Source organism: Victivallis lenta, assembly GCF_009695545.1.
GTDB classification, from domain to species: Bacteria; Verrucomicrobiota; Lentisphaeria; order Victivallales; family Victivallaceae; genus Victivallis; species Victivallis lenta.
In genome coordinates, this window is sequence record NZ_VUNS01000048.1 from 1 (window position 1) to 17,273 (window position 17,273).

The 17,273-nt window shown below is 48.8% G+C and carries 10 protein-coding genes; all 10 read left to right on the top strand.

Features of this window, described 5'->3' with window-relative positions:
* Positions 1 to 2,750: PA14 domain-containing protein (locus tag FYJ85_RS22110; protein WP_206213404.1), on the top strand; the 2,750-nt coding region annotated here is incomplete at its 5' end.
* The gene (locus FYJ85_RS22115) at positions 2,747 to 3,643 is read left to right on the top strand and encodes a HEAT repeat domain-containing protein (protein WP_154420863.1); all 897 of its coding nucleotides are present in this window, start codon (positions 2,747 to 2,749) and stop codon (positions 3,641 to 3,643) included. The genes FYJ85_RS22110 and FYJ85_RS22115, both read left to right, overlap by 4 nt.
* A gap of 1,100 nt (positions 3,644 to 4,743) precedes the next feature.
* Complete coding sequence (locus FYJ85_RS24355) at positions 4,744 to 10,425, top strand: RHS repeat-associated core domain-containing protein (protein WP_206213405.1); 5,682 nt, start codon at positions 4,744 to 4,746, stop codon at positions 10,423 to 10,425.
* Positions 10,412 to 11,014 (top strand): hypothetical protein, encoded by a 603-nt coding sequence (locus tag FYJ85_RS22125; protein ID WP_154420865.1) that lies wholly within the window; start codon positions 10,412 to 10,414, stop codon positions 11,012 to 11,014. Before FYJ85_RS24355 ends, FYJ85_RS22125 begins: the two co-directional genes overlap by 14 nt.
* A 272-nt stretch (positions 11,015 to 11,286) precedes the next feature.
* Positions 11,287 to 12,018, top strand: coding sequence for a hypothetical protein (locus FYJ85_RS22130; RefSeq protein ID WP_154420866.1), 732 nt, complete (start codon positions 11,287 to 11,289; stop codon positions 12,016 to 12,018).
* A 242-nt stretch (positions 12,019 to 12,260) separates the two neighbouring features.
* On the top strand, positions 12,261 to 13,784 hold the full coding sequence (locus FYJ85_RS22135) for an RHS repeat-associated core domain-containing protein (RefSeq protein WP_154420867.1): 1,524 nt from the start codon (positions 12,261 to 12,263) through the stop codon (positions 13,782 to 13,784).
* A gap of 11 nt (positions 13,785 to 13,795) precedes the next feature.
* A complete protein-coding gene (locus FYJ85_RS22140; protein WP_154420868.1) occupies positions 13,796 to 14,512 on the top strand; it encodes a hypothetical protein in 717 nt (238 codons plus the stop codon).
* Positions 14,513 to 14,572: 60 nt separating this feature from the next.
* The gene (locus FYJ85_RS22145) at positions 14,573 to 15,172 is read left to right on the top strand and encodes a hypothetical protein (RefSeq protein ID WP_154420869.1); all 600 of its coding nucleotides are present in this window, start codon (positions 14,573 to 14,575) and stop codon (positions 15,170 to 15,172) included.
* Positions 15,172 to 15,651, top strand: coding sequence for a hypothetical protein (locus FYJ85_RS22150; protein ID WP_154420870.1), 480 nt, complete (start codon positions 15,172 to 15,174; stop codon positions 15,649 to 15,651). Before FYJ85_RS22145 ends, FYJ85_RS22150 begins: the two co-directional genes overlap by 1 nt.
* 241 nt (positions 15,652 to 15,892) lie before the next feature.
* On the top strand, positions 15,893 to 16,939 hold the full coding sequence (locus FYJ85_RS22155) for an RHS repeat-associated core domain-containing protein (protein WP_154420871.1): 1,047 nt from the start codon (positions 15,893 to 15,895) through the stop codon (positions 16,937 to 16,939).
* Positions 16,940 to 17,273: the final 334 nt, after the last annotated feature.

Here is a 17,273-nt window from a genome sequence, read left to right on the forward strand (position 1 = left end):
AATTCACGACGCCGGTTCCGGGCGGACCGGATTGGAAACGGGTGATCGGCCCGCTTTTTCTTCCGGCCGGAGAAAAGATCGCAATCGATTCGTCTGCCGGGATCGCACGCGAGACGCTGCCGGCCGGGACGGAGGGCGCCGAGCTGTCACTGAAACTCGAACTGCCGCTGTCGCCTTACAACCTTCGTTCGGAACTCCTGCCGGATGCGCTGACGCTCTCCTGGGACTGGGTCGCGCCGGAGGGATTCGTCCTTGACCACTTCAAGGTCCGCCGCGGCGATACGCCGGTCGGAACCTCGGCGACTCCGACGCTCGCCGGAATCCCGCGCCTGGTGGCGGAAGACGCTTCCTACAGCTACACGGTGACGGCGGTGAGCGTGTCGGGAGCCGAAACCCGCCGCAGCCCGGCCGTTCAGGTTCTGCCGGAATTCACGGCAGAGGAGAAGGCCTACTTCGAGTGGAAATACAGATACTTCGGCGACACGCCGACCCTCGCAGCCGACGACCCCGACGGCGACGGACTCTCGAATTACCAGGAGTTCCTCCTCGGCTCCAATCCCCGCATCGCCCCGCCCGGGGCCGAAAGCGAACTTTCCGTCGAAAAACAACCCGGTTCCCTCGTGAAATATTACAGCGGCACCTGGAGCAAGCTACCGGACTTCCAGAAATTGAAAGCATATAAGGAAGAAGTTTTGACCGCATTCTGCTTTCCGACCACACAGGAAAATATTTGGGGCAGCAAGCGGAATGCCGGGCTGGGGATGTGTATCGAAGGTTATTTCTCCGTTCCTGCAGCCGGCAATTATAACTTCTATTTATCATGCAATGACGGAGCTGTTTTATTGATCGATGGAGTTCCGGTCCTGGAGAATGATAATCGCGGAACCAGCCGGGAACATGCTGTGCGTATGAACCTGAAAGCCGGTTCACATGCATTCAGGATTCGTTATTTCAACTATGATGCAGGTGCCAGACTGTTGCTGCACTGGTCGGGAGATGCTTTCGGAAAAGTGCTCTTCGATCAGTCGGCCTGGCATTTATCTGCAGAATCGGCCGGATTTGATGAGTATATCGCCTGGAGCAGGGATTCCGACAGCGACGGCTTGACCGATGCCGAAGAGTTGAAGCGCGGTACCGACAGGTTCAATGCCGACAGCGACGGCGACGGGATTCCTGATGGCGACGAGGTTGATAAGTATCATACAGATCCCTTAAGTACGGATTCCGACGGCAATGGGATCAATGATTATGATGAAATGATCCTGGGAGAAGCCGTGCCCATTGACCGGATTTCCCTGGTCCCTCTCTGTGAAATCGGCGGAGCCGGGTATACTTCATGCAGCGGTGAATGGGAGCCGCAGGGCAATGCCGTGCGGTGCAAGTCGCTGCGTGGTGAGATAGAGTACTCGTTTACTGCGCCCCAGGCCAATGTTTACAAGCTTGTCATCGCGGTGGAGGATGTCCAATATGACAGCTCGGGAGAACTTAATTTTTTCCTGGACGGAAAGTTTCTGGAAAAGCGGGAGCTGCCTTCCGGAGCGAGAGAAAAGCGTGAAATCACCATATTTACTCCTCATATCCGACCGGGAGTCCATACAATCGGAATCGAGTGGGACAATCATAAGCAATTCAATGAGATGGTCTGTCACGGTATTGGCATTTCAGCTCTTGCTGCGGAAAACAGCGCCCGAAGCAGTCACGGACAAATTCTCACCATGTTGCTGAGGGAACGGAACCGGATAGAAATTCCAACTTGCAGTCGTGTGTCACCTGCTTATTTGGAGGGGATTGCCAAATACCCGGAGCTGGTGACGGTTTCATCAGCGGACGAAGTCAGGTTGATTTCAGCGAACGGTTGGTTTGCCGAGGTGGAACTTGCTGCGGACGCTGCGACGCCGGTTACGGCGGCATTCGAAAATGCAGGATACAGCGTTTCCGGGCAGATCACCTGGAAGCCCACAAATCTTCTTCAGGAGGAAAGCCGGACCATTCAGATCCGGAAGGGAGATTCGCTGTTGCTGTATGCTTTCCCGGAAGATGCCCGGGACGGCGAGTGGCAAATCGGCGGAGATATCAAGTTGTCTGGTCAATATGGCATTCCCGTGCCGCATAAGTTCACGGAAGTCGGAACATTCCGGCTGCAGGCGAGATTTTCATCTGCCGCCGGCCGGATTTCGGAGCGTGATCTGACGGTTGAGGTGGTCGGTTACGAATTCCCGCAGCGTGATATGGCCTGCTGGCTTGGCTGGGGACGCGACTGGAGTATTCCCGAATGCGGGGAATTGGTGAAAATCGAAGGCGATGATCGATTGCTGGCTTTTACGCTCACATCCTCCGGCACGTCGCAAAACATACTGGCTTATCCGGACGATGACAAACCGCGCTATGTTCTTGCCCGGCTGGGGGAAAAAGGGCCCGTTTTGGATGTCCAGCAGATTTCCGCCGTCGGAATTTACTCCTCCGGAAGAACCTATGTGAGGCTTCTGGATCAACTGGAGGATGGGACAAAACGTTATGTGATGGGAGTGGTCAAGAGTCCGAATCGTGATGATGTGGAACTCCGGCTGAATATTTTTGTTTCCGGCGTACTGTTTGACGATGGAACCGTCAGCAAAACCCTGGCAGCAGATGATTTCAATGAATTGGGCGTTGCGGAGGTCCTCTTTATTTATTCTCCGGAAGCAAAAACTTCTGTGTGTCATAACCTGTCGGCATATCAGAACGGTGCTTATATGGGGCTGAGACGATGAAGAGAATCTGCTTGTCCGGGAGTATTTTCATCATTGCGGCCGTCATTTCCGTCATGATTCATAAGGGAGTTCCGGGCGTCCCGGCATCGGGTGCGGTCGCGCAGCGGCAAACCACCGTATCGAAAGCGGACAGCCGGCAAACGGTTGTTCCGGAGTCATGGGCGATGAGTGAGGCGGTGAAAAAGATTACCGGAGCGGAAACGGCGGACAGGGAACGGCTGCTTCTCATTCATGCCCTTCCGCTGAACCTGACGGAATATGATCGTGCCTGTTTGTACGAATATATTCGAACCGCACCGAATAACAGTGCTTCCCACGTTGCGAAAAACGATTTGCTGAATAAATTGCGGAATCAGGAAAATATTCCGGCAGAGTTGACCGGGAAGCTGCTCGCCTTGGTCTACGACAGGGATCAGGACATCGTGATTCGCAGTTATGCATTGCAGCATATGCGTCCGTGGTATGAAGTCACCGGAGATGAAGCTTTAAAGCAGGGCTTCTATGACGCCCTGAGCGAAACGGAAACCGAAATGGCCGGAAATGCTCTGCTGGCCCTGCGTCATCTGACGCAGGAATACCCGGATGAATTTGACCGTGAAAGAATCGGCGGAGCAGCGGAAGAGATTTTTGCCGATCCTGACTGCTGTATTCTTTCCCGGATTTCTGCGGTTCAGGTGGCCGGAATGTTGAAACGCGAAACTATATTGCCTGCCGTAAGGGAAGTCATACAGGGCCGTTCCTCTCATACTGCGTTGCGGCTGGCTTCCATCGCCTCGCTGGGGGAAATCGGCGATGCTTCGGATATTGCGTTTCTGGAAACCGTTGCTTCGGATTCGCCCCTGATGGCGCCGGCTGTGAATCGAACAATTTTAAAATTAAGAGATAAACGATGAGAGAAGCAAGCATGAATTATTTGAAGCACGCCGTTCTGCTGTTGGTTACATTCGCATGTCTGGGCGTTCCGGCCGATGAGAACGAAGAGAATAATCCCTGCAATAATCATGAATGGAACAGCACTCCGGATAAAATCGTATGTGAGATTGACGTCCGCGCCGGCAACACAAGCACTACTATTTACAAAGGGACCACGGTCAGCCTCAGTTTCGATTTTTCGACGACGTTGAACAATTACAGCGTGTATTCATGCCGGAAATGCCCGGCCACGGATAGGAGAGATGAGTGCAGCATTGCCTATGAACCTCCGACTGTTTATGCCAGTTCTTCTGGAACTTATTCCGGCACAATGACCGTTCGGTGCCGAAATCACGGGAGGAGCGACAGTGCGACATCCACGGTGACTGTCACGGCAATCTGCGGTTCCTGCCGGCGGGAAACCTGCATATGCTGTCAGGAGTGCGGATCATATCCCTGCATATGCTGTCCTCGGTGCCGGCAGAAAAACTGTATCTGCTGTAAGAAATGCAATCAGCCGGTATGTATCTGCGAGTGTCCGAGATGTCATAAAAAAGAGTGCGAATGTGATCGCTGCTCGAAATGCGGAAATAAAAAATCGGAATGTACCTGCGATGACAAATGTCCCCGGTGTAAGCGGAAAAACTGTATTTGCGGTTCCGACTGTTCTGAGTGTGGAAAAAATCCGTGTGTCTGCCCCCCTCCGCCATCGACGTGCGAGGACTGCGGCCAGGAGGGGTGTGTATGTTCGCGGTGCCCGAACTGCAGACAAAAGGTTTGCACCTGTCCGGATAACCGGTGTGCCGAATGCGGAAATGATCCATGCACCTGCCAAAGCAGTTGTAACCACGAATACGGGGAGCCGTATTGGGATTGTTCCGAGGTCGGTTCTTCGGATTCCGTCGTTCCGTTTACCGGGACCGGCAGTTTCTCATCTTTCATAAAGTCGGCGGGAGCGTCGACGATGAAAGGGAGGCTCATGGCGAAATACAGGGATTGCAGGGCCTGCGATCACAGAGAACGTATTACTTCCGGAAATCATTATGCCGTCGGTGTTTGCGGACAGCCTGGCTACGGTCATGTGCATCGCGACAAGGATTTCCTGACTGATCTTGCGGTCAGGCCCGGAACTTCGCAATGGTGCGTCGCCATCGGTGGAAGCTGCGGTTCCGGAGTGCGTCATTATGTCAGTGTTTCAATCAGTGCGGACATGACGGTCAAGGCTTTGGATGTTCAGAGCCGGAAAGAGAGCTGGGCCGGAGATCGGCAGAGCCTGCTCCCCGAACTGCCGGAATTCGAACCGGATCCGGCCGGACATTTCATGGTTCGCCGTTACAGGGCGGCCGAAGGGGATGTCGCGGAAAAATGGGTGACGGTTCTGAAGGCGACTCCCACTCTGGGACATTGGGATGAGGATGTTCATCCGGGCTGGACAGTCTATCCAGCCGGGAGTCCGGGAATTTCTGTGGAATCTCCCGATTACGGGAACGGTTATTTCCGTCCTTCTTCTGCCGGTTGTTATGTCGTATCGGCGCGCCTGAACTACGACGAGTCCAAAAATCTGAAGGCGCAGGCGAGGACGATTGCGCTTTACGTCGTCGACCCGAAGGCTGATTTGAGCCTGGATACCGACTATGTCGAGTTGCTGCCGGACGGCAGTTACCATGTCGCATATGAACCTTGCGCCGATATGCCGCCGATTCCGGTCACCTTCGGGGGAACCAGAAATTTGCTGCCGCCGGGATTCAAGGCGGTTTTCACATTGAAGGCGCCGAAAAATGACATTTATGAGCTCTATGAAGATGAAGAATGTACCCGAAAGCTGGACCGCCGGGATGAAATCGCCGTCGACAACGAAAGCGATTCCAAGACAATCTATCTGAAAGTTCTTGAGCCCAGTTCGCCGGAAGTGCTGCAGGACGATTATGAAATGACGGTGAAATACGGAAAGGGAAATGACGATTTTCAGGATACCGTTCAGAAGACGCTTCATGTCGAATGGAGCTCCTGCGAAGGCGGGAAATGCGGTTCGCGCGGCGGTGATTCCTCCGTCAGTCGGAATACGTCTCAGGATAAACCTGATCCGGCCATGGCCCGGGCGAGGGGAGCCCGCACTCTGTCGATTCTGCCGGAAAGCCGCTACACCTGTCAGAAGGTGCTGGGGATCGGGCCGAACGGCAGATCGGGAGGAATCTTCACGCTCAATACAGTCAGAAACGACCGGTCTGCTCTGTCGCGTGAGCATCAGTCCTGGAGCATCATGCCCGCCTCTGCAGTGAAGAGGATCGGCGCCGGCGATTTTTCGGAGGAATATCTGGAACTGCTGAAAGGGCTTCCTAGCCGGATCTGCACCGGTGTCGTGCAGTCGGAAATCAGCTATTCTCTCGCCGGTACGGGTGAGGACCTTCGTATTGAGGCGATTGCAATAAAGCAGTACCGGTCCTCGAACCTTGATCCGGAGATTTCGGCGGAAAACGGCGAATTGCTGGGCAACACCGTAATCCGGGTCGAAAATACGGGCAGTGAATTCCGCCTCCGGATCGACGAGCTCAAAATCGCGGACAACGGTGTTTCGCAAAGCGATTACTGGATTATTTCCGGAGACGCGAGGGTCATTCCGGAGCTGCTGGATATTCCGGTGGAAAAAATCACCCGCAACGGCATCGACACCTTCTATGCCACCCGCGACTATACGGAGGACGGTGTCGATTACCGTCAGGAATTTGAGTGCGTCGGCGATCCGGAATATCCGGCGCGGAAGATTGAACGGAAGTGGCAGTACCTGAATGACGGCTATGTTCTGATTTATGAGAATATGGACGGAGAAGTCAGCAAGTACGCCTATTATCCGAACGGCATGATCAAGCAGTCCGTTGATCCGATGGGGCGCGTGACGGTATATGAGTATGATTCGCAGGGGCGCACGGTGAAACAGAGCGATATATGCGGATCTTTAACCACCGTGAACTCTTTTGCATACACCGCGGCCGGAACGGAGATGACCGGGACGGTCAACGGTGTCGTCACCCGCCGGTCCCGGACCCGGAATGCGGCAGGGGAGTCTCCGGCAGAGTCGACCGTGTTCGATGAAAACGGTGTCGCTTATACGACCCGGACCTGGTATATCCTCGATCCGTTCGGGAGCCGTACGCGTGTTCCGTCGCGTCAGGTCGGATATGACGGGCAGGAGACCCGTTACGCCTATGAACTGGCGAACGGCAGCCGGATCGCCACGGTCGAGCGGGGCGTGTTCGGTCAGGACACGCTGCTGCAGGGAACCCGCTCCGTTTCCGTCGCGGACAGCCGCGGCAATCAGCTGTCCTCAGCCGACTATGCGGTCGATGCCGGGCTTGGGGTGGAGATCAAGACTGCGGAGACCGTGAATCTGACTTTCGACGCGGACGGGCGCCCGACCTCGACCCGTTATCTTGACGGTTCGATTTCGTACCGTACTTACGGTTGCTGCGGCGTGGAGTCCGAAACCGACCGTGACGGCGTGACGACGACCTATGCCTACGATGAAATGAAGCGCCTGAGCTACACGGTCCGGGACGGGATAACCACGCTGTACGGTTACGACGATGCGGGCAACCAGACCTCGGTTACGGTGAAGGGGCGTGAGAATGGAGAGATTACGACGCGGAATATCTACTCCGGCGGCCGTCTGACTGCAACCGTTGATGCGCTCGGCAATCGCACGACCCATGAGCGTTCCTGCGTATACGAAACGGACGCCGCGACCTGCACCGAGACCGTGACGAACCCGGATGGCGGGACGCAGGTCTCCATCTATGTGAATGGAGAGTTGACGGGAGTTTCCGGCACTGCGGTCCGGCCGCAGACTTACGAATACGGCCCGAACTGGCAGAAGACGCTGCCGCAGAACCAGACGGTTTATACCGACATGCTCGGACGGCAGTACCGAACCGTTTATGCGGACGGAACCGCCTCCATGCAGTACTATGACGCGAAGGGGCAGATGGTGAAAAGCGTGACTCCGGCCGGGCGCACGACGCTTTGCGAATACGATGCGCTGGGTCGCCGGACGGTGCAGGCGATCGACATGAATGCCAACGGTGAGATCGATTCCGCCGACCTTGTCACGTCGACGGCCTATGCCTATGGCACGGAGTCCGGCAAGATCGTGACGGTGACGACGACGACGCAGAGCTGCGGTGCCGAGTCGAAAGTGATCTCGATACAGAAACAGTCGGTCGACGGGCTTGAGAGCTGGAGCACGGATGCGGCCGGCCTGACCACGCACGTGAAGCTTGAGCGGCTCGGCGACGGTATGACGCGCCGGACGGTGACGAACCCGGATGGCGGCGGGAGCGTCACGATCACGCAGAACGGCCGCACGGTTTCGATGCGGAACTTCGGCTCCGATGGCGCGGACGGCAATCTGGTGGAGTACGTCTGCGATGAGTTCAACCGGGTGAGCGGGACGGTGGAGAAGAACGGGGACGCCGTCGTCAATGCGGTGACCATGACCTATGATGCTGCCGGACAAATTTTGTCGCAGACCGTCAACGGGCAGACCACCTCTTACGCCCGCGACCCTGTGACCCGGACGAAGACGACGACCCTGCCGGGCGGCCGCGTGATGGTGGAGGAATATTTCCCGGGCGGTGAGTTGAAGAAGGTCTCCGGGGCCGACACCTATACGCAGGAGTGGACCTACGATCCGGTCTGGGGGCAGAAGGCGACCCTGACCACCTACAAGGACGCTTCGACGCCGCAGGTGACGGGCTGGACCTACAACAATCGCGGCTTCAACGTAGCGAAGTCGTATCCGGACGGAACCGGTCCGTCCTACAGCTACGATGCGGACGGCAAGTTGCAGACCCGTACCTGGGCGCGCGGCGTGGTTGCGACTTATGCCTACGACGCGGCGGGGCGTGCATCCGGCGTGAGTTATTCGGACGAAACGCCTGCGATTGCTGTGAGTTACGACTTTCTCGGGCGTGCTGTGACGATAACGGACGCGTCCGGGACGAAAAATCTGACCTATAATTCCAATTCTCAGCTTGAAAACGAGACGATTCCCCATATAGTGAACTTGAGCATTCAATACGGTTATGATGCATATGGGAGGCAGACCTTGCGTCAGTTGAAACAGAATGACATGGTGCATGCTTCCGTGTCCCTCAGCTATGATTCGCGGGGTCGGACCGCGACGGTCGGCAATGGTGCCGATGTGTTGCATTACGCTTACCGTGCGGGGCGTAATCAGCTCGAAACGGCGGAGTGGAAAAATGCGCAGAACGCGGTGTTGAACAGCCGTTCCTATGCGTACGACAGCTATCACCGCCTGACCGGAATCAACCTGAACGGCACGCTGGAAGTCGGGTACACCCTGAACGACAAAGACCGGCGCACCGGGGCGGAATACGCGAACAGCGGGCTCTGGAACTTCACCTACGACGACAAGGGGCAGGTGATCAGCGCGCTCGGGAGCAGCCGGAGTTTCGCGTACGCTTATGACGGTATCGGCAACCGGACGGCCGCGACGGAGGGTGGCGAGCAGTTCAGCTATGCAAGCAATCAGTTGAACCAGTACACGGCTGTGAACGCTTCGCAGCCGACTTACGACGCGGACGGCAATCTGCTGACGACCGGAACCGGCTGGACTTACACTTGGAACGGAGAAAACCGCCTGATTGCGGCGGAGAACGGCGACACGCGGCTTGAATTCAACTACGACTGCATGGGCCGCCGCTTCGAGAAAAAGGTCTACATCGCAAACACGCTGACGAAACACGAGAAATTCGTCTACGACGGTTACAAACTGACAGCCGTGTATGATGTCCTCGAAAACAACGCCCTGCGGATGACCTTCGCCTGGCAGCCTGATTCGGTTGATCTCGACGTTCCGGTGAGTATGACCTGCGATGGAGAGACCTATTATTACGTGACGGACGGCAATAAGAACGTGACGGCCCTGCTGGATGCGGACGGCGTCCGAGTGGCGAAATACACTTACAACCCCTTCGGTCGGATTCTGAACTCCGAAGGCGCCCTGGCCGAAATCAACCCGTTCCGCTTCAGCAGCGAATACCACGACGACGAAACCGGCCTCGTCTACTATAACTACCGCTACTACAGCCCCGAACTCGGCAGATGGACCAAGCGCGACCCCATCGAAGAAGAAGGCGGCGTGAACCTCTATGCGATGGTCGGGAATAATTCTATTAATAAAATGGATGCTTGTGGCTTAGATCCTAAAGGAAAAGTATTTTTTGACAAATACCCCAATTATGATAACTATGAGCGTGATATGGTTTGGGACCTTATTGGAGGTACTGTAAAGAAATTGCTTTATGGACAAAATTCCTGTGCCGCTCGAATTAGTGTGGCACTGATCCGGGCTAATGATCCTATTCCTAATAAAAATAGAGAATATGTTAACACCCTTAAGCGTGGTGAAAGAGGTATTCTGGGAAATTATATTGTAAACGCGCAAAAAATGGCAGAACATTTGGTTAGTCACTGGAAGGGGCGAAAATGTAGTCCCACTAAAGCATATGGGTTTGTTTCCTCTGCCACAGATATAATACAATTGCGTAAAGATATACTTGATAAGCTTAAGTCTTCAGAGAAAGGATGTGAGTGTAGGACAAACTTTGTTGCAGTTGTTTTTTCTAAATCTAGGCAATCCGGAGTTTCTGGCCATATTGGTGTTGTTACTGAGTCATACAATGATTACAGTACTCCATTCTCTTCTCCATCTATAGTTTGGATTCTGCCTGATGAGAAAAAATAATTTTATTGTGATAAAATATTTATTGATGTTATTCCTTTTGTTGCTGGCATTTGGATGTGTGCAAGATTTTGCTCATCTGAATTCTGAAACAAATGAAATTCAATTTAAATTTTCTCCTATTAGTGGAGTTGTTTCATGTTACGTTTTTTTTCCTGATACGCAGTCTCGTATTATTATTGATTGCCATTGGTACCAGGATGGGGGAAATTGGACACTGAAACTTAGAAAATTTGTTACTGACTCTTCTGATTCACAGAAAGCATTTATTAAAGCATTACTACAAATCATTCCTTATGTGGAAAAATATCTTTTTATGCATTCTATGAAAAAAGGAGTTATTTCTTCAATAGAACTTTCTACAGAGGATTTTGATATTTCTTTTGATGAAAAGAAAATTACTCCTGAGTCTACATGGAATGATATTCAGAATGCAGGAAATTCTATGTTTCCTTTAGATTCATTGATTTCTCAATTATGGAGTCAGGGATTTATGTTTCACAAACCTTTGTTTTTTTATGAGACAGAGCCAAATCCTCATTTTGAAATATCTATTAATAGATTTGATCTTGAGGATTTGACTATGTACTGAAAATATCAGTAGAGTATAATTCAGAGGCCGATGGTGAGTTTGCTGAAGAAGTGTTACTTTTTAGTAGTTGGAATCAGATTAGAGTAGCCTCGGGAGAATATGTATTACAATGGTTTATGATGCATTGAAAGCGGCTGAACAAATTTTCTATCCCCAAGGTACCCCGGAGGCAACTCATAATGCTAACAGGTCAAATGGACATGATCATGGTACGCTTTAAAATGATTCTCAACATTTTGTATATAAATATTTAAGTGAAAGAATGGTATAAAATGAAAACAATGATTATGTTTTGCATGCTATTTTATCATTTTTCTAAAAAACTTGTCATTATCATTTCTGCTTTAATTTTTGTACTGATACCTTGTCAAGCAAAACTAGTTGAGAATGTCCGACATGATGATTTTACAACTGATATACTGAAGAAAGTTATAGTGTTTACTGATGTATTAGTATCTGGTCATCAGCTCACGCGGCAAGAAGCTTTGAATTTATGGGGGCAAACAACCGAGGAATCGCTTACTTATGAAGTTTTAGCTTCCGGAACAAAAGGTTTATATTGGGATAATTTTTGTCGAAATTATCTTGAATATTTTGGCGCAAAACATTATTCGCTATTCGGGGTGTTTCTGCATGAGACTATCACCAAAAAATTTTTTGGGGGAGAGAAGCCCAATTTTATTTTTTTTGCTGTAGATAAGCAACAATTTCGTTTGCATAGCAATGAAATAAATAGAATTCAGGAGGGTATTGTTACCATAAGAGTGTTGTGTACGGATCCCGAGCGAATGAATGTGTGTGTAATTACGATTCCTTTTTCCGATGGCAAGTTGAATATTCATACAGCAACGATAGGAAATCAATTTCTCACAGAAGCAATGGGAGTGAACTATGATTCTGATGGAGTAATTAATTTTAATAAAGATAATAATGAACTGTTAGAGCGATTTTTACGAGAAAATATATATGATCTATCTGTATTAAAAAAAGATAATTTTTTATAATTTAATTTATTGTAGAAATAAAATATTTAAGTGTTTTATAATAATGGTATTTGAAATATCTTATGGTAATTTTTAGGAGGCAAAAAAGAAGTAACAGGCAATTGTATCATTGATGAAACTGTTTGTTTGAGCATTCGAAAAATCTGACCTATAATTCCAATTCTCAGCTTGAAAACGAGACGATTCCCCATATAGTGAACTTGAGCATTCAATACGGTTATGATGCATATGGGAGGCAGACCTTGCGTCAGTTGAAACAGAATGACGCGGTGCATGCTTCCGTGTTCCTCAGCTATGATTCGCGGGGGCGGACCGCGACGGTCGGCAATGGTGCCGATGTGTTGCACTACGCTTACCGTGCGGGGCGTAATCAGCTCGAAACGGCGGAGTGGAAAAATGCGCAGAACGCGGTGTTGAACAGCCGTTCCTATGCGTACGACAGCCATCACCGCCTGACCGGAATCAATCTGAACGGCACGCTGGAAGTCGGGTACACCCTGAACGACAAAGACCGGCGCACCGGGGCGGAATACGCGAACAGCGGGCTCTGGAACTTCACCTACGACGACAAGGGGCAGGTGATCAGCGCGCTCGGGAGCAGCCGGAGTTTCGCGTACGCTTATGACGGTATCGGCAACCGGACGGCCGCGACGGAGGGTGGCGAGCAGTTCAGCTATGCAAGCAATCAGTTGAACCAGTACACGGCTGTGAACGCTTCGCAGCCGACTTACGACGCGGACGGCAATCTGCTGACGACCGGAACCGGCTGGACTTACACCTGGAACGGAGAAAACCGCCTGATTGCGGCGGAGAATGCGGATACGCGTGTGGAGATGGCCTACGACTGCATGGGCCGCCGCTTCGAGAAAAAGGTCTACACCGCAAACACGCTGACGAAACACGAGAAATTCGTTTACGACGGTTACAAACTGACAGCCGTGTATGATGTCCTCGAAAACAACGCCCTGCGGATGACCTTCGCCTGGCAGCCGGATTCGGTTGATCTCGATGTTCCGGTGAGTATGACCTGCGATGGAGAGACCTATTATTACGTGACGGACGGCAATAAGAACGTGACGGCCCTGCTGGATGCGGACGGCGTCCGAGTGGCGAAATACACTTACAACCCCTTCGGCCGGATTCTGAACTCCGAAGGCGCCCTGGCCGAAATCAACCCGTTCCGTTTCAGCAGCGAATACCACGACGACGAAACCGGCCTCGTCTACTACAACTACCGCTACTACAGCCCCGAACTCGGCAGATGGATCAAACGCGACCCCATCGAAGAAAAAGGCGGCGTGAACCTCTATGCGATGGTAGGTAATAATCCGAGTAATTGTTGGGATCATTTGGGGGAAAACGTTTGGGTCCTTTATGGGTCTAGTAGTGCAAAGACAGGGCATATGGCTGTTATTATAGGTCCTCGATCTGGTCGGGGGATATTTTCTTATTTCTCGTTTGCTCCTGATGGGCTTACTACGTATGACCGCCGTACATATGATGAAATTTTGAATTACGTTCAGGGAACACGCGATGGGCATCCCTACACACATTATCTATTCTACTGTACAAATGAAACTCAAGATGCAGAAGCACGAAGAGCGGCAGGTCGATACAGACATTACGTATATTTGCAACCAAATGTTTGTACTAATTTGGCTCATGATGCTGTGGTTGCTACTGGAAAAATTTTTGTAATAAAGCATACCCCTGCTTCTACTTACAACCATAATCGAAATGTGGCTGATGGATATGGTGGTTTGTGAGAATTCGCAATATGAAAAATAAAGGTATAAATATGTCGAAATTAGTAAGTATCATTGTTGCTATATTTTTTATCGGATTTATTGGTTGCGCAAAAGAGGTTATTTCTGATGATTTAAAAAGTTCTGAAATAATTGTAAATAAAGCAAAACTGTTTATCGACGTCGTCTTGGGAAAGCATCAATTAACCTACGAGGAAGCATTGGAACTTTGGGGCGAGGCATCAGAAGCTAGCTTTGAATATGCCATTCTGAGTGGAGGAATTGAGAATTTAAGCTTAGCAGATTATGAATTTATTATGAACAAAAAGCATATAATTCATAAGTATTCACTAATGGGGCTTTTCATTCAAGAGACTATTTCCAAAAGAATAGATACTTCAAATGTACGAAGCTTAATTATATTCTATTCGGAGGCAGATGAACAGTTACGCCTAAGAGGTGATCAAGAGGATATTTTTCCTGAAAAACTTGTTACTGCAAAGATATTAATATTATATGACAATGGGAAAAGTAGTATATATATTATTACATTGCCATTTGATGTAGATGATAAAATTTTCATGAATATGACATTTGGCAATAATTTTTTTCTCGAAGCAATGGGAATATATAACGATAAAAATGGGAAGCCGATATTTTCTGTGAAAATAGCAAATATATTAAGTAACTTAGAGCGAAAGGAGTCTTTGAATTTATCTGAATTTCGTAATATTGCACAGGATAAATAACTAAATTTCAATGGTGCATTATAAGAGCATTCTCATTCAGATGCAGGAACATGGGGAAGTGTGTCTGCTACTTTAGATATGATGAGTTTGCGATTTCTTATTGTATCATCTGCGAAGGATTTTTTATGGCTTCCAGATGCTTGGGCGCATTTACGGCACTATTTGGGAAATTCAGGAAAGACATATACCATTCGTTTTCAGAAAATGATTGACGATTTAAAGTCATTGCAAGCTATTAGAGCAGGAGAAATTGCTGATGCTAGAAAATTTGTAATGAACTTATCTGATGGAACTTACAATATAACCTCTGGAAGGGCTACTAATGGATATGCAAGATTTTCGGAAAGCTCAAATTGGTTCTATGCTGTTGGTGGTTATAGTGTTTGGGGGAAAGGTCAAGTAACGGTTTCTAACAAACAAACTTGTTTTGAAATAAAATATGAATTCAAATTTGAGGATAGATATAACTGGGATGCGGGAAAGTCGGTAAATATATTGGGAGTTACGATTACTGATGATTTTATGGGAAAATTTCAACGCCAGGGATTGGCTAGAGAATTTAATATGATAGGAAGTGTCAAACAAACTATTAAATGGAAAAAAGGAGATAAAGCGCCTGTCATTACTGAAGGTTGGGATACTCCTAAAGGAGGGCGCTAATGAAAAATAACATAAATATCATATTTTTAAAAAAATTGATTTTATTTGTAATATGTTGTGCCTTTTTAGGAGGATGTAAGAAACAAGAAATGGTTCCAGATTCTGCAGCCTTTGCTCGGTTGCATGATGCAGGCTTCTCCTTACCCGAAAACGCTATTGTATTGTTTTATTATACCAGTAATGGTCGGGACGGAGATTATAATGAATGGGTTATATATTTCTCTGATAAATTGAAGAGAATTCCGAGTTGGGATTTTGATTCTGAGTCTTACATTCCTGAAGAGAATCTTGAGAATTGTACGCTTATTGCCGATATTATTAACGAGTGCATGGATAAATCATTAAAAAAAGCATACCAAATACAAATGAAGGATTTTAAGAATTATAAGCGTTTTTCTAAAATTACTCCTGTTGGAGAAATTGCAGGGCATCTTGTTGAGACCAAGCTGGGGTATTATTTACGCATAACTATAATTTAAAAGTTCCAGACTCCTTTGGGGTTAAATAAATTAGTCGTTACATCTATATTTTTTAGAGCATCCGGACCCAAAAAATTTCCCCAACAGAAATTTTTCACTGATCATGGTCCGGAGGCTCTTCTTTTTTTAATAATTCCACACATTTTTCCCGGGTATCGCTTGTATTTTCTCCCACTCCTAGCTAGATTATCTTCAGAATCTCCATTTCGTTGCGGAACGCCAACCTGGAGGCCGGTCCCGAATGAAAGCCACAATCATGCCTGTTTTCGCCGCGCGGCCGTTTACCTTCGGTGCAGTCGACGGAGAGACCTATTATTACGTGACGGACGGCAATAAGAACGTGACGGCCCTGCTGGATGCGGACGGCGTCCGAGTGGCGAAATACACTTACAACCCCTTCGGCCGGATTCTGAACTCCGAAGGCGCCCTGGCGGAAATCAACCCGTTCCGCTTCAGCAGCGAATACCACGACGACGAAACCGGCCTCGTCTACTACAACTACCGCTACTACAGCCCCGAACTCGGCAGATGGACCAAGCGCGATCCCATCGAAGAAGAAGGCGGCGTGAACCTCTATGGATATGTGGCAAATTCTCCTATCGATAGATTCGATTATTTAGGTATGGCTTGGAATATTTCTCGAACAGGGAAAGCTTGGGCGATAGCAATGCGCTCATCTCTCGATAAAGATAATATTGAGCGACTGGCCTCTTTAGTTTGTTTGGATGATGATGAGGCAATTAAATGGTTAAGAAATGTTAATGGAACTGTTGTTACAGAAAATGATTTAAAACAAGGTCGTTGTTTTAAAGTTCCCAATACAATTGCTGTCTATACATCAAAGCCTAAGGTGGGTGATGGAATAATCACTTTTGTTGCAAAGTTAAGGCGAAATGCTATTTCAATGGGGCAATCATATAAAGGTAAAGGCTATAATCTTGTTGAACATAAATCCGCTGAATCAAATAGTTTGTTTGTTTCTCTTTGGCAGTTAGACGGAATTGCAGCCATCGTTTTTGCGGGACATGGTTCCGAATATAGTTTCGCTTCTGACAATGATTCAGGAACAAGTGCAAATGAAGTTTCTCCTCCTTATAAACTTCAAAGAGTAGATGCTTTACATTGCTATAGTGCAGCTACACATATTTACAGTACAAGAAAAGAAGATAATAAGGGATGGAGGGACTGGGTATCCAAAGACGGAAGTTATGAAGTGTATACTAAAGCGGTGCACCATTTAAATGAGGAGTCTGCACGTGTCCGTAAAAATCATTACCGTATTCCTTGATAATATGGCCCATTTGGAAAATCATTATGAATAAAAGCTCTTTTATTTTATATATCAGATACCTTTGTGTAATATTGTTTATTAGTGCAGTGATGCTTTTTGTTTTTGGCAATTATGTAATAACTAATAGTTTGGAGATTATACGAAAAGAATATGAGGGAAAGGATATAAAATATCCAGTCGAAATTATTAATATTCAAAAAAAAATGCCTCTTCACCAGAATTTGTGGGCGAAATCCGGTTCCGGGAGTTCGCCAAGCTGGTGATATAAGCACACTTTTGCAATTTTGAGCGTCCGAAATCCGAACGATTTCCTGATAGTCAGATTTATTTT

What these genes read in the sequence shown, in the direction of transcription:
- FYJ85_RS22150 (WP_154420870.1), top strand. Translation starts at nt 15,172, where the DNA reads ATGAAAAATAACATAAATATCATATTTTTAAAAAAATTGATTTTATTT.
- FYJ85_RS22115 (WP_154420863.1), top strand. Translation starts at nt 2,747, where the DNA reads ATGAAGAGAATCTGCTTGTCCGGGAGTATTTTCATCATTGCGGCCGTC.
- FYJ85_RS22125 (WP_154420865.1), top strand. Translation starts at nt 10,412, where the DNA reads ATGAGAAAAAATAATTTTATTGTGATAAAATATTTATTGATGTTATTC.
- FYJ85_RS22130 (WP_154420866.1), top strand. Translation starts at nt 11,287, where the DNA reads ATGAAAACAATGATTATGTTTTGCATGCTATTTTATCATTTTTCTAAA.
- FYJ85_RS22155 (WP_154420871.1), top strand. Translation starts at nt 15,893, where the DNA reads ATGAAAGCCACAATCATGCCTGTTTTCGCCGCGCGGCCGTTTACCTTC.
- FYJ85_RS22140 (WP_154420868.1), top strand. Translation starts at nt 13,796, where the DNA reads ATGAAAAATAAAGGTATAAATATGTCGAAATTAGTAAGTATCATTGTT.